This is a genomic window from Nonomuraea sp. NPDC002799 (assembly GCF_053592075.1).
On the sequence record NZ_JBSFVA010000081.1, the window covers coordinates 1 to 13,456 of the forward strand.

Annotated in this window: 12 protein-coding genes; 10 read left to right on the forward strand and 2 right to left on the reverse strand. The window is 67.7% G+C overall.

Translation table 11 applies throughout. From position 1 onward, the window contains the following. From ACWD0F_RS50860 to ACWD0F_RS50875, 4 genes are all read left to right on the forward strand, one after another. A partial coding sequence (locus tag ACWD0F_RS50860) for an alpha/beta fold hydrolase (RefSeq protein ID WP_449890191.1) occupies nucleotides 1-845 on the forward strand: 845 nt, incomplete at its 5' end. 13 nt (nucleotides 846-858) lie between these two features. Continuing rightward, nucleotides 859-1,896, forward strand: coding sequence for a methyltransferase domain-containing protein (locus tag ACWD0F_RS50865; protein ID WP_449890193.1), 1,038 nt, complete (start codon nucleotides 859-861; stop codon nucleotides 1,894-1,896). An 18-nt stretch (nucleotides 1,897-1,914) separates the two neighbouring features. Next, entirely contained in the window at nucleotides 1,915-2,670 is a 756-nt protein-coding gene (locus ACWD0F_RS50870; protein WP_449890194.1) for a HalD/BesD family halogenase, read from the forward strand. A 23-nt stretch (nucleotides 2,671-2,693) separates the two neighbouring features. Further along, the gene (locus tag ACWD0F_RS50875) at nucleotides 2,694-2,900 is read left to right on the forward strand and encodes an MbtH family protein (protein WP_449890196.1); all 207 of its coding nucleotides are present in this window, start codon (nucleotides 2,694-2,696) and stop codon (nucleotides 2,898-2,900) included. 93 nt (nucleotides 2,901-2,993) lie between these two features. On the opposite strand, the gene speB is transcribed toward ACWD0F_RS50875, so the two are convergent. Further along, nucleotides 2,994-3,920, reverse strand: a complete 927-nt coding sequence (gene speB / locus ACWD0F_RS50880) for an agmatinase (protein WP_449890198.1) — start codon at nucleotides 3,918-3,920, stop codon at nucleotides 2,994-2,996. Nucleotides 3,921-4,045: 125 nt separating this feature from the next. On the opposite strand from speB, the gene ACWD0F_RS50885 reads away from it, so the two are divergent. Next, on the forward strand, nucleotides 4,046-5,248 hold the full coding sequence (locus tag ACWD0F_RS50885; RefSeq protein ID WP_449890200.1) for an MFS transporter: 1,203 nt from the start codon (nucleotides 4,046-4,048) through the stop codon (nucleotides 5,246-5,248). A gap of 248 nt (nucleotides 5,249-5,496) precedes the next feature. Here the strand turns inward: ACWD0F_RS50885 and ACWD0F_RS50890 are convergent, their stop codons facing one another. Next, nucleotides 5,497-8,355 carry an AfsR/SARP family transcriptional regulator gene (locus tag ACWD0F_RS50890; protein ID WP_449890202.1) on the reverse strand — a complete coding sequence of 953 codons (2,859 nt, stop codon included), beginning with the start codon at nucleotides 8,353-8,355 and terminating at the stop codon, nucleotides 5,497-5,499. Between the two features lie 376 nt (nucleotides 8,356-8,731). Here ACWD0F_RS50890 and ACWD0F_RS50895 point away from each other — a divergent pair, with 376 nt between their 5' ends. The 5 genes from ACWD0F_RS50895 to ACWD0F_RS50915 form a co-directional block, all read left to right on the forward strand. Next, on the forward strand, nucleotides 8,732-9,652 hold the full coding sequence (locus ACWD0F_RS50895; protein ID WP_449890204.1) for a LuxR C-terminal-related transcriptional regulator: 921 nt from the start codon (nucleotides 8,732-8,734) through the stop codon (nucleotides 9,650-9,652). A 121-nt stretch (nucleotides 9,653-9,773) separates the two neighbouring features. Then, complete coding sequence (locus ACWD0F_RS50900) at nucleotides 9,774-11,318, forward strand: tryptophan halogenase family protein (protein ID WP_449890206.1); 1,545 nt, start codon at nucleotides 9,774-9,776, stop codon at nucleotides 11,316-11,318. Nucleotides 11,319-11,327: 9 nt separating this feature from the next. Next, a complete protein-coding gene (locus ACWD0F_RS50905; protein WP_449890207.1) occupies nucleotides 11,328-12,539 on the forward strand; it encodes a cation:proton antiporter in 1,212 nt (403 codons plus the stop codon). A gap of 8 nt (nucleotides 12,540-12,547) precedes the next feature. Continuing rightward, complete coding sequence (locus ACWD0F_RS50910; protein WP_449890209.1) at nucleotides 12,548-13,066, forward strand: flavin reductase family protein; 519 nt, start codon at nucleotides 12,548-12,550, stop codon at nucleotides 13,064-13,066. A gap of 136 nt (nucleotides 13,067-13,202) precedes the next feature. Further along, the coding region (locus ACWD0F_RS50915; RefSeq protein WP_449890211.1) for an FAD-dependent oxidoreductase at nucleotides 13,203-13,456 on the forward strand (254 nt) is incomplete at its 3' end.

The following is a 13,456-nucleotide window of genomic DNA, read 5'->3' on the forward strand; positions in this document are numbered from 1 at the left end:
CCACCCAACTCATCAGCGCCATCCGCGAAACCCTCAACACCGAAATCACCATCCGCACCCTCTTCGACACCCCCACCATCGCCGACCTCGCCCCCACCATCCACGCCGACGAATATCCGGATCCGCTCGACGCGCTGATTCCGCTGCGCTCAGGGGGCAGCGAGGCGCCGCTGTTCTGCGTGCACCCGGTGGGCGGGCTGAGCTGGTCCTATTCCGGCCTGCTCCGGCACATCGACGGCGAGTATCCTGTTTACGCCCTTCAGGCCCGCGGTCTGAGAAACGGTGGCGAACTCCCGGCGAGCATCCCGGAGATGGCCGCGGAATATCTCGCGTTGATTCAACGCATTCAGCCGAGCGGGCCTTATCGCCTGGCCGGCTGGTCCTTCGGCGGCCTGGTCGCGCAGGAAATGGCGGCACAACTTCAGAACAATGGCGAGCGGGTTTCGCTCTTGACATTGTTCGACAGTTATCCAATGCTGGAGGAAGAAGATGACCTCAGCACCGAAGAGGCGACAGGAATCCTGGCCGATCTGATCGGCCAGAAATCCGGCCGGGATTCGCTTGGCGAATTCGAGGACGATGTCGTCGCCAACATGGTCGAGGTCGTCCGGAACAATGCCCGGCTGATGTCCGGCTTCGTCCCGCAGAAATTCCTCGGGGACCTGCTGCTCTTCGTCGCGGAACGCACCTGGCCCACGGGACGCTCCGCCTCAGCCGAATGGGCGCACTACGTCAGTGGCCAGGTGGTCACCCACCTGGTCGACTCCACCCACGACGACTTGATGCGCCCCGAATCCCTCGCCGAGATCGGCCCCCTGGTCGCCGGCCGGCTGCGCGAAATCTGAAATGAGGATGATCATGAAGGCGAACAATGACTTCGAGCACCGCCTGGTGGAGTCCCTCCAGCCGATCCGCTACATGGCGCTGGCCCAGGCTCTGCACCACCTGGCCGACACGGGGATCTACGACCTGCTTTCGGAGCGGCCGGGCGTGACCGCGCGGGAGGTGGCCAAGCTGCTGGACCTGGACGAGGAGCGGCTGCGGGCCTACTTCTTCTACCTGGCCAACGAGGGCTACCTCGTGGAGGAGATCGGGTGGCGGCTCACGGTCAAGGGCGTGGAGCTGGCTCCCTTCCTGCCCTGGTACACGCTGTTGGTCGGCGGCTACGCGGGCACGTTCGGGCAGATCGGCCGGACGTTGCGAGCCGGCGCGCCCTTCGCCACCCGCGACGGCGCCAAGGTGGGCGCCGGCAGTTGCGGCATGAGCATGTACGACGCGCTGCCGCTGGCTTCCGGGCTCCTGGATCGGCTGCCCGACAGCGAGCACCTGATCGTCGACCTGGGCTGCGGTGACGCCGCGTTCCTCGTCGAGCTCTGCAAGATGCGCCCTGGGGTCCGCGGCGTCGGCGTCGACCCGGACGCCGGCTCCGTCGAGCTGGCCCGGCAGCGTGTCGCCGACGCGGGCCTCGCCGATCGCATCTCGATCCAGCAGGGCACGGCGGCCGACGCGTTGACGCTCGATCTGCCCGCCGACGGCAGCCTGTGCTTCCTGACCTCCTTCGTCCTGCAGGAAATGCTGGAGCAGGACGGCGCGGACGCGGTCCGCGACCTGGTGAAGTCGGCCTTCGAGCGCTACCCCGCCGCGCACTGGCTGGTCGTGGAGGTCGACCACCAGCCGGACAACCGCAAGATCATGGCGCACGGCCTGGGTGTCGCCTACTACAACCCCTACTTCCTCCTGCACGCCCTGACCGAGCAGCGGCTGATCGACCGGGGCTCCTGGGAGTCCCTGTTCGCCGAGGCGGACGCCGAGATCGTCGCCGTCGACCACCCGGCGATCCAGGTGGATTCCACCGAGCTGGAGCTGGGTTACCTGCTCCGCGCCAAGACCGTATAGACAGAGCGGAGAAAAGGGATGAACTCCTGCACTGCCGACCTGGCCGGTGAGTTCAAGAACCAGTTACAGGGAATCGATCGCACCGAGCTCGACGCGGCGCGGACGAAATTCCACACATTCGGGTTCGCCAAGGTGTCCTTCGCCGTCCCGGCGAGCACGAAAGCCGCGGTGGCGGCCGACGTGAAGGACCTCGTGGCGAAGGCCGGCATTCGCCGGGATCTCACGTTCAGGGAGACCGGCGACACGCCGCGGCGCATGCGCAACGTGACCCAGGAGGCGATCAACGCCCACAGCGCCGTCATTCCCACGGTGTACGCGGAGATTCTGAACCACGGCATCCTCGACTTCGTGGCGGACGAAAAGGTGATTCCGTGCCCGTATCTGCCGGAGCGCTACGTCATCACCTCGCTGGAGCAGAACGGTGACACCCACGGATGGCACTGGGATGACTACAGTTTCGCCCTGGTGTGGGTCATAGAATGCCCGCCGGTGCAACACGGCGGATTCGTGCAGTGCGTCCCCAACTCGCAGTGGGACAAAAACGATCCGCAGGTCAACCGCATCCTGGCGAACAACCCCACCTATTCCATGGAGCTTGGCGCCGGCGACCTCTACTTCATGAGAACTGACACCACCATGCATCGCGTTTATCCCATCGAGCAGGGTCGCAGAGTCATCATCAATATGGGTTACGCGGCGCACCGGGATTTCGCGAAGCAGATCAGCCACGAGACGATGGACGACCTTTGGTCGATTCAGGCAGTTTCCCAGTAGTCGTTGACAAGGGAGTTGACAGAATGAGCGGTAGCGCCACGCACAAGGTCGTGTCGAACGACGAGGAGCAGTATTCGATCTGGCAGTTCGGCCGGGAGAACCCGGCCGGCTGGCACGACGAGGGAACCAGCGGCTCCCGCGAGGAATGCCTGCAGCGCATCGAAGAGGTCTGGGTCGACATGCGCCCGCGCAGCGTCCGGGAGCAGATGGCGCGGACCGCGGTCGCCTGACCGCCTGGGGCGGTCCGCCGCGTACGAGCGGACCGCCCCAGGCACCCGTCCGAGAGGGGCTTCGTGATGTCAAAGACTGCCTGTCCAGGGCCTTCAGCCGGCGCGGCGGCCTTCCGCCAGACCGGTGAGAAGCTCGAGGACCACCCGGTGCGCCAGCAGCGCGGTGATGTTCATGGGCTGGTCGTAATGCGGGGCGACCTCGACGATGTCGGCCCCGACGACCGGCAGCTCGCGCGCGAGGCGGCGCACCGCGTCGAGCAACTGCCGCGAGGTCAGGCCACCCGGCTCAGGAGTGCCCGTGCCCGGCGCCATGCCGGGATCCACCACGTCGATGTCGATCGACAGGAAGACCACCCGAGCCGCCTTGTTCTCGCGCGGGGCCAGCACGTGCGCGACCGCCTCGTCCAGGATCGGGTCGAGGCCGCGCTTGGTCACCTCCTCCATGTAATAGCTGCGCATGTCACGCTCGCGCATCCACGCCACGACCTCCGGCGGCGGCCAGTATCCGCGCAGTCCGATCTGGACGAAACGATGCCCCGGCACCGCCCCGGACTCGATGAGCCGCCGCATCGGCGCGCCGTGCCCCATCATCTCGGCGCGCGAGTAGACGCCCGTGTCCGCATGTGCGTCGAAATGGATGACGGCCACCTCGCCGTATCCATAGTGGCGGGCCACGGCCGTCGCGTTGGGGAAGGTGATGGAATGGTCCCCGCCGAGCACGATGGGGACGCCGCCCGCACTGGCGACCGCATGAACATATCGCTCGATGCTCTGCAGCGATTGTTCTATGTAGCCCCGCACCATGGGAATATCGCCGGCGTCGACCACCGACATCTCGGCGAGCGGGTCCAGCCCCGCCGCAAGGTGCGGTCGCACACCATCCGCCTCAAGGTAGTCCGCGTCCCTGATGGCTCTCGGGCCGAAACGCGCACCCGGCCGGAAACTGGTCCCCCAGTCGAAAGGCGCGCCCAGGACGACCACGTCGTCCTGGCGGGTCTCGTCGACCTTGCGGATCGGCACGCCGCAGAAACTCCCACGCGATCCGAACGGCTCCACGAACTCCGGGGAATACGGCTGGACAAATCCCTCATCCGCTTCCTGATGCGTCAACCTGGCACTCTCCCTCGACTGAATGGACACCTGCGATGTGGAAACTCTTGGCACAGCGGCAAGCCAGGCTCTTTTTGATCGGCGATGCCTTCTCCAACTTCGGCAGTTTCGCCATGTGGCTGGCGATCGCCGTCTCGGTGCAGGAACGCACGGGTAGCGCGAGCGCCGCCGGCCTGGTCATGTTCGCCTATGCCGCGGGCAGTCTGCTCTTGCCGGTATCGGGCCTGATCGTCGACCGGGTACGGCGGCGCCCCTTGCTGATCGCGGTCAACCTGCTGACTCCCGTGTTACTCCTGCCGCTTTTCCTGGTCACCGGCCCGGATCACATCTGGCTGGTCTATGTGGTGATGTTCGCCTATGGCGTGTCAGGCAGTCTCCTCGGCCCCGCCCAGTCCGCCCTGCTACCGGCTCTGGTGTCGGAAGAATTGCTGGGCGATGCGAACGGAGCGATTCAGACGATTCGCGGACTGCTCCGGATCGTCGCCCCCATGGCGGGCGCCGGACTTTACGCGCTGCTGGGCGCCAACGCCCTTATCGCAATCGATATCGTCACCTTCCTGGTGGCGGCGGCAACATTGGCGGCGATGAAGCTGGACGAGCCCGCTCCGCAGCCCGCAAAACAGCATTGGGCGGCCGAAATCGCCTCCGGGATCCGCTACCTTGGCAGAACCCGCGCGCTTCGGCAACTGGTGCTGGCCTGTGGACTGGCGATGCTGACGATCGGGTTCTTCGAGTCCGTGGGGTTCCTGGTGGTCACCGTGGGCCTGGAGCGTGAGCCGGCCTTCATCGGCGTGCTGGGCTCGGCCATGGGCGTCGGGACCGTGGTGGGCGGTGTCACGGCGAGCGGCATGATGCGCAGGATCGGGGAGCCCCTGCTGGTCGCGTGCGGCCTGCTCGCCTGCGCGGCCTGCAGTTTCCTGCTGATGACCTCCTACGACGCGGTCGTGACAGGCGGCACGTTCCTGCTCGGCGTGGCCGCCCCGTGGATGGTCGTCGGCACCTCGGTGGTCATCCAGCGCGCCGCGCCCCCAGAGCTCCTCGGGCGGTGTTTCGCCGCGTTCGAGATGAGCGTCACGGTGCCGCAGACGGCTTCGATCGCGCTGGGAGCGGGACTGATCGCCGTGCTGGATTACCGGGTGCTGCTGCTCACGGTCGCTGTGGCGGCGACGCTCGCCGCGGCTTACCTCTATCTCCGGCGGGCTCCCGTGCCGGAACTGGCAACCGCCGGACAGCCCTGAGCGATCGAAAGCGAAACAAAAGCCGCCTTCACTAGAGTCGCCCTCGTGACCTATGGAGAGGGGCAACGTGCGGAAGATTTTGATCAGTCTGGGCATCGTCGTAACGATCTTGACGGGCTCTACCACCACGGCTCAGGCAGCGATCAGTGACCCGACCTGCGACCGGTGGAGCCACGACGACCGGCCCTGTGACATGTCCTGGACCGGGAAAGTTCTGTAACAAGCTGACGTCGAACCCCATTCTTCGGTCAGCGTGATCGGGCGAGGGCTGCCGCCGCCTTCGCCCGCCAGCGTTCCGCCCCCATGTCAGCGAACAGAGTATGCGCCTTCTCCAGATGCGTCACCCCGCCGGGATCCCCCTGCCGGCTGAGCAGCAGGCCGAGCGACAACCTCGTCCGGCCCTCGATGTGACGTTCGCCCAGCTCCTGCGCCATGTCCAGGGCACGGGACAGGGCGCGTTCAGCCTGATCGGCTTGGCCGAGGGCCGCCTGCGCCTCGCCGGTCCCGTGCAGGACGTACGTCTCGCCGATCCGGTCACGGAGCCGGCGGACGATGACCAAGGCCCCTTCGAACGCCTCCAGCGCGCGCCCGGCGTCGCCACGCAACAAGGAGAGCTCGGCGATGCGGTTCAGCGCCTGGGCCTCGCCGCGTTGCACGCCCTCGCTTCTGAAGATCGCCAATGCGCGGTCGAGCAGCGGCTCCGCCTCACTCAGGCGCCCCACTTCGAGGTGGATGGCCGCGATGCTCACCAGGACGTGGCCTTCGGCGGCCCGGTCTCCCACCTCTTCCAGCAACGGCAGCGCCTGCCTGTACCTGTCGAGCGCCGCGTCGACCTCGCCCCTGACCCGCTCCGAGAGCGCCAGGTTGCGCAGGGCCAGCGCCAGGCCGTGCACCTCACCGATCAGCTCGAAGATGTCGATGGCCTGCACCAGCAGGGGTTGCGCCTCGCTGTATCGCTGCTGGAAGACGGCCAGCGTGCTCAGCGAGTACAACATCGCCCCCTCTCCGCGCGTGTTGGCGGAGCCGCGGCAGGATTCGAGCGCGATCTCGGCGACGGTGCGCCACTCGTCGTGGTACCCCCGGACCTCGAACAGGGTGATGGCGGTCATCGCGATGGTCCAGCACAACTCGTCGAGGTCATGCGCCGCCGCCTGCCGTACGGTCGCCAGCAGCGTGGTGCGCTCCTCGTCCAGCCACCCGAGCGGGTCGTTGCCGAACAGCGTGTCGGCGAGACCGTCGTCCCGGGAGTCACCCGGGTCCTTGCCCCGGAGCAGGGTGAAAGGGCCGCCGTAGTAACGCTGGTGCGCGCGGTCGGCCAGGAAGAGGAAGCGCTTGCAGGCCCGCTCGATCGCGGCCCGGCGCTGCTCCTCGCTGTCGCTGGCGAGGGCGCTTTCGCCCGCGTACGCCCGCACGAGGTCGTGCATGACGTATCTCCGGCCCCTGCGGACCAGCAGCGAGGCGTCGACCAGCTCGTCGAACGCGTCCTGGGCCACGTCATCGCCGAGCAGCGCCTCGCCGAGCCAGTGGGCGATCTGCGGGCTGCCGAGCAGCCCGATCCGCCGGAACAACGTCTGCGCCTTGCGTGACAACCCCCGGTAGCTGACGTCGAGGCTGGCCCGTACTTCGAGATCGCCGTGACTGAGCACGTCGAGCATGGTGCGGGAGTCGCTGAGCAGATCCACCAAGGTCTGGACCGTCCACTGCGGGCGAACGGCGAGCCGCGCGCCCGCGATGCGCAGCGCGAGCGGCAGCCCGCCGCACTGCTCGGCCAGCGTTCTGACGGCGGCGGGCTCCAGCGCGGCGCGATGTGCGCCGATGTCGTGGGTGAGCAGTTCGACGGCGCCCTCGGCGTCGAGGACGTCGAGGCGGATCACCCGATGTTCCGGCAGCCCGATCGGATGGTGCCGGCCGGTGATCAGGACGGCACCGGGAGATCCGCCGGGGAGCAGGGGACGGATCTGTTCGAACGAGCCCGCGTTGTCGAGGAGCAGGAGCATGCGCCGGCCGGCCACGGCGGAGCGGAACAGGGCGCCTCGCTCCTCCAGCAACCGGGGTATCACGGTGACCCCCGACGCGAGGAGGAACTGGCTCAGCACGTCGGTCGGCTGCAGCTCGCCTTCGCGCAGGTCGATGTAGAGCTGCCCGTCCGGATAACTGGGAGCCAGCCGATGCGCCGTTTGCAGTGCCAGTTCGGTCTTGCCCACCCCCGCCCTGCCGATGATGGCGGCGATGGGCAACCCGGTGCCCGTCCCTGTTCCGTCGAGCAGCGAGCTGATCCGGCGCATCTCGGCGTCGCGTCCTGACAGCCCCGAGATCATCGCAGGGAGCTGCCTCGGGACCGGCGTCTGGCTCACCACCGCCGGCCCGCTGTCGAGCTCCGCGTTCTGGTTGAGAATGGCCAGCTCCAGCCGGCGTAACTCGTCGCCGGGCAGCAGGCCGAGCGTGTCCTGGAGCATCACTCGATAGGCGTGGAAGACGTCGAGTGCCTCGGCCTGCCGGCCCGAACGGTAGAGCGCGAGCATGAGGAGGCCGTGTAACCGCTCGCGTAACGGATTGTCCTGGACTAGGCCGCGCAGCTCGGCGACCAGTTGCTGAGCGCGGCCCGTATCGAGTTCGAGTTCGATGCACTGCTCGTGCGCGAGCAGCCGGCGTTCCTGCACGCCGTGCGCGATGGTCTGGATCAGGTCGCTGCTGACGTTGGACAGCACGGGGCCCCGCCACAGGGCCAGCGCCGCGCGCAAGGTCCTGGCCGCCTGGGCGGGACTCTCCAGTACGGCCTGCGCGGTCAGCTCGTCGAAGTCGGTGAGGTCGAGCTGCCCGCGTTCGACTTTCAGCAGGTAGCCAGGAGGCATGGTGATGAGCAGGTTGTGCGGCTGGACGGTGTCGCCGAGCAGGCGTCGCAGGTGGGAGATCCGGATCTGGATCTGATTGCGGGCGGTCTCCGGGGGCGCTTCACCCCAGATGGCCTCGATCATCCGGTTGACGGGCACGACCCGATTGGCGTCGAGCAGCATGATGGCCATGGCGACGCGCTGGAGCCCGCCACCGAGGTGAAGCTGCTCCCCGCCCCGTTCAGCCTCCAGCGGTCCGAGAATCCTGAAGCGCATACTCAACTCCGCCGAAGATCAGTCCTGGGCAAGGCTGCAGATCGCACAATACCGCCCATTTGGGGCACGCTGCGCCAGGGACCGGCCGACCATCGCAGCGCCATCGGATGCCCCCCGGCGTGCGCCCCGGCCCGAATCCACCGCTCGGCAGCCCGTTTAAGGGGTGCCCGCACACGGGCGTTTATAGAGAGAAAAAAGCGGATCGAAATTGTGCTGGAGTAATGTTCCCAAGCGAGGTCTTCGAGAGGGGAAGGGGTACGATGCACCGGCTGACAGTCCCACTTCACCGACCAGCATACCGCCACTACTTATCCGGCGCGATTTCGTGCTGAGTGCACTGGGTCTTTCCATGCGGGACGAATCGGTTTATCGAACTATGCTGGCGAATCCCGACCTCGGAATAACGGAGATCGCCGAGCAGCTCCAGTTGAGCGAGGACCACGTCCGCCAGGCTCTCGACATTCTCATCGACCTCGCGTTGGTGCGCTCAGTGTTCGATGACGGCACACTGCGGGCAGTTCGGCCCCAGGCCGGCCTGACCGCGCTGCTGGCGAAGGTCGAAGCCGATGTCGTCGCGCGCCAGCAGCAACTGGAGACCACCAGAGCCTCCATCGCCTCCATCGCCGCCGTCTACGCGGAGCAGGAGCACCGGGAGGAGGTCACGCGGCTGGACGGCCTCGACACCGTCAGAGAACGCCTGACCGAACTCGCCCACCACGCCCGCGTGGAATGCGTGTCCTTCAGCACAGGTGGCGCGCAGAGCCCGGCCACCATCGAATCGGAGAAGCCGCTCAACCAGCGGGCGCTCGAACGAGGTGTGCGACTTCGGACCGTCTACCTCGACAGCATGCGCAACGACCACGCGACCATGAGCTACGCACGCGCGATGGCCGAGTTCGGCGAGGAGTGCAGAACCGTCCCCACCCTCCCCATGCGATTGGTCATCATCGATCGGCAGACCGCGCTCGTGCCCATCGACCCCGTCCAGCCGATCGACGGCGCGCTGGAACTGTCCACCCCCGGCATCGTCCTCGGCCTGCACGAGTTGTTCGAACGGGTGTGGGCGTCCGGAACCCCGCTGACCCAATCGCCCGCACGCAACGAACAAGGACTCACCCCGCAGGAACACAGCCTCCTCCGTCTCCTGGCCGAAGGGCACACCGATGAGTCGGCCGCCCGGACCCTCTCCGTCTCCGCGCGGAGCGTGCAACGGATGATGAACAGCCTGACCGACCGGCTCAACGCGGTCAGCCGATTCCAAGCCGGAATCGAGGCCGGCAAGCGGGGCTGGATATGACGTGTGGCGAACTCCCGCCAGGCGTTGTGCCGCCAGCCCGGAAGCAGTGACTCCAATCCTCGCATGACGCATTCTGAGGCCGTCGGCAGACTGAGGAATGCGAATCGATTGGACGGTTTTCATGCTCAAGCGAATTGTCATCGTTGGCGGCGGCACGGCCGGTTGGATGACCGCCGCCTATCTGCGCGCCGCATTCGGGGACCGGATATCCGTCACGGTGGTGGAATCCAAACGCATTCCCACGATAGGCGTCGGTGAGGCCACCTTCAGCACGGTGCGGCATTTCTTCGACTATCTCGGGTTGCGCGAGAGCGACTGGATGCCGCGCTGCCACGCCACGTACAAGCTGGGGATCCGCTTCGAGAACTGGCGCCGGCCGGGGCATCACTTTTACCACCCGTTCGAGCGGCTGCGCGTCGTCGAGGGGTTCCCGATGACCGACTGGTGGCTGCAGCGGCGACCCGGTGATCGATTCGACCGGGACTCGTTCCTGATGGCGGCCATCTGCGACGCGGAACGGTCGCCTCGGTATCTGGACGGCACGCTGTTCGAGCAGGACTTCGTGGAAGAGCCCGAAGGGGGTGTCCGCAACACGTTGTCGGAGCAGGACACGCAGTTCCCCTACGCCTACCACTTCGACGCCGCGCTGCTGGCCGGCTTCCTGGCCGACTATGCCAAGGAGCGCGGAGCCGTACAGGTGCTCGACGACGTGCTCGAGGTCGGCCGCGACGAGCGTGGCTGGATCAGTCACGTCCAGACCCGCGAACACGGCCAGGTCGCGGGCGACCTCTTCGTCGACTGCACCGGATTCCGCGGCCTGCTGATCAACCAGGCGATGGAGGAGCCCTTCATCTCCTTCCAGGAGAACCTGCCCAACGACAGCGCCGTGGCCCTGCGCGTCCCGGTCGACATGGAGGCCAGGGGCCTGCGCCCGTGCACCACGGCGACCGCGCAGGAGGCCGGCTGGATCTGGACCATCCCGCTGTTCGGCAGGGTCGGCACGGGATACGTCTACGCAGGCGACTACTGCTCGCCCGAGGAAGCCGAGCGCACCCTGCGGGAGTTCGCCGGACCGGCCTCCGACGACCTGGAGGCCAACCACATCAAGATGCGGATCGGCCGCACCCGGAACGCGTGGGCCGGCAACTGCGTGGCCATCGGCCTGTCCAGCGGGTTCGTCGAACCGCTCGAATCCACCGGGATCTTCTTCATCCAGCACGGCATCGAACAGCTCGTCAAACACTTCCCGGCCGCCGACTGGGACCCACGGCTGCGTGCGGGCTACAACACCGCCATGGCCAGCGCGCTGGAGGGCGTCCGGGAGTTCCTCGTCCTTCACTACCGGGGGGCCGCGCGCGACGACAACGCCTACTGGCGCGACGCCAAGACCCGCGTGGCGCCCGATGGGCTCGAAGAGCGACTGGCCCAATGGCGCACGAAGCTGCCCACGGCCGAGACGATCTTCCCGCGCTACCACGGCTTCGAGGCCTACTCCTACCTGGCCATGCTGCTCGGGCTCGGCGGCATTCCGGTCAAGGCGCCCGCGGCACTCGCGCTGATGGATCCCGCGGCGGCCGACAAGGAGTTCCAGCTACTCAAAGATCAGGCGGCGGACCTGGTGCGGCGTCTGCCCAGCCAGTACGAGTACCTCGCCCAGATGCACTGAGGCACCGGCATGGACGCGTTGCTCGTCACCGCGGCGATCGTCGCCGTCGTGCTCGCCGGGCGCTGGATCGCCCGGAGGCTGCACCAGCCGGCGATGGTCGTGGAGATCGCGCTCTGCCTGGCCCTCGGCTGGCTGGTCCTCCCGCGCCTGGGCTGGGGCGCAGGATCTTTCGGCCACGAGCCGTTGAGCAGGCTCGGGCACCTGGGGCTGGCGCTGTTCCTGGTCGGGGCCGCGCACCAGATGCGTGAGGGCTTCGACCGCCGGCTCCTCCGGCCGATCGGCTGCATAGCGGTCGGATCGGCGGTGCTCCCCATGGCCGGCGGAGCCGTTCTGGCGCTGTGGGTGCTGCAGTCGGGCAATCCGCTGCTGCGCGGCCAGGCGCCTGCCCCCGCGTTCGTCATGATGCTGGCCATCGCGCTGGCCGTCACCGCGGTCCCCGTGCTGGCGGGGATCCTGCAGGACCGCGGCATCGAACGCACCGAGGATGGGCGGCTGTCGTTGATGAGCGCGAGCGCCATCGACGTGGTCACCTGGATCCTGTTCGCCGTGGCCATCGGCCTGACGCGCGACGACGACGGCTCCTTCACCGGCGTGGCGGTGCTCGCCGGCGGCATCGCCGCAGCCCTGGCGGCCCGCCCGCTGCTCAGCGCTGAACGGTCGCTGGCCTGGGCCGACCGGCACCCGCGCGTGCTGGTCGTCCTGGTCGCCGTCGCCGCCATCGTCAGCGCCGAGCTGACCAGGAGCCTGGGACTCACGGACGTGTTCGGGGCGGTGCTCGTCGGCCTGGCCCTGCCCGACCGCTGGGCTTTCGCCGCCCGGCTGCTGGGCTCGGCCGCCCGGGTGCTCCTCCCCGTACTGTTCGTGATCACCGGCACCGGGGTCGCGGCCGGCCCGGCGGGCATCTTCTCCTGGGAGGCGATAGTGCTCGCGACCGTGCTCGCGATCGGGACCAAGCTGGCGGGCAGCTATCTCGGCGCCAGGGCGGGCGGCCGCTCCGTGGACTCCGGCCTGCGGATCGCCGTGCTGATGAACACGCGGGGCCTGACGGAGATCGTGATCCTGCAGGCGGGCTTCATCGCGGGCCTGCTGTCCCCCGCCCTGTATCTGGCACTGCTGGTCATGGCCCTCATCACCACGGGGCTGAGCGGTCCGCTGCTCCAGCTCGCCGAGCGCCGTGAACGAACCGTTGTGGATCAGAACATCCGACTAGCCGAACGGTGATCTCTACCATGACCATTACCGTGCCGAGCACGCGCGACGGCATGCCCGAGCGGTTCCGGGGCTTCATGTCCGGGTTCCCGAGCGGGGTCGCGATCATCACGACGGTGGACGAGCAGGGCCGGCCCTGGGGCATGACCTGCTCGTCGTTGTGCAGCGCCACCACGCAGCCGCCCACGCTGATGGTGGGGCTGCGCTCGGCCAGCCCCACGCTCAAGGCGCTGCTCGAACGCGGGTCCTTCGCCGTCAACCTGCTGCACGAGCGGGCGAAGGAGACGGCGGAGCTGTTCGCCTCCGGGACGCCGAACCGTTTCGATCTGGTCGCCTGGGAGAGCGTCCAGGGGGCTGGCGGGCCACACCTGCTGGAGGCCGCGCACGCCGTGGCCGACTGCCGGGTCGCCCGCGGCGTGCAGGTGGGGTTGCAGCACATGGTGTTCGGCGAGCCCTTCCGCATCCGCGACCTCGCCGCACCAGAGCCCCTGCTGTACGGTCTGCGCCAGTACACCCGCTGGTCGAAGCGGCCTGCCTGACGTTCTCCATTGATTCGATAGAAGTCTAATTTGACATACTTCTAAGTCATCGGGCATCCTACCGGCAAGCGTACTTAGACAGACTTCGAAACAGCGTGGGGCACCGGCCCCGCGCGAATCACTGAGGAGATGCGCCGTGAGCGGATGTTGCGGTCCCGCCGCCGTCGAACTGGAGCCCAGCACGCAGGCCGCCCGGCCCGACGAGCTGCCCGTCGTGGTGATCGGCGCGGGCCCGGTCGGGCTGGCGGCGGCGGCCCACCTGGCCGAACGGAACCTCGGCTTCGTGGTGCTGGAAGCGGGCGAGCAGGCGGGCGCGTCGGTGGCCAAGTGGGGCCACGTACGGGTGTTCAGCCCGTGGAAGTACAACATCGACGCGGCCGCCCGCCGCCT

Excerpts from the sequence above, each read along its gene's own strand:
- ACWD0F_RS50865 (WP_449890193.1), top strand. The coding sequence starts at position 859 with ATGAAGGCGAACAATGACTTCGAGCACCGCCTGGTGGAGTCCCTCCAG.
- ACWD0F_RS50870 (WP_449890194.1), top strand. The coding sequence starts at position 1,915 with ATGAACTCCTGCACTGCCGACCTGGCCGGTGAGTTCAAGAACCAGTTA.
- ACWD0F_RS50875 (WP_449890196.1), top strand. The coding sequence starts at position 2,694 with ATGAGCGGTAGCGCCACGCACAAGGTCGTGTCGAACGACGAGGAGCAG.
- ACWD0F_RS50885 (WP_449890200.1), top strand. The coding sequence starts at position 4,046 with ATGTGGAAACTCTTGGCACAGCGGCAAGCCAGGCTCTTTTTGATCGGC.
- ACWD0F_RS50890 (WP_449890202.1), bottom strand. The coding sequence starts at position 8,355 with ATGCGCTTCAGGATTCTCGGACCGCTGGAGGCTGAACGGGGCGGGGAG.
- ACWD0F_RS50895 (WP_449890204.1), top strand. The coding sequence starts at position 8,732 with ATGCTGGCGAATCCCGACCTCGGAATAACGGAGATCGCCGAGCAGCTC.
- ACWD0F_RS50900 (WP_449890206.1), top strand. The coding sequence starts at position 9,774 with ATGCTCAAGCGAATTGTCATCGTTGGCGGCGGCACGGCCGGTTGGATG.
- ACWD0F_RS50905 (WP_449890207.1), top strand. The coding sequence starts at position 11,328 with ATGGACGCGTTGCTCGTCACCGCGGCGATCGTCGCCGTCGTGCTCGCC.
- ACWD0F_RS50910 (WP_449890209.1), top strand. The coding sequence starts at position 12,548 with ATGACCATTACCGTGCCGAGCACGCGCGACGGCATGCCCGAGCGGTTC.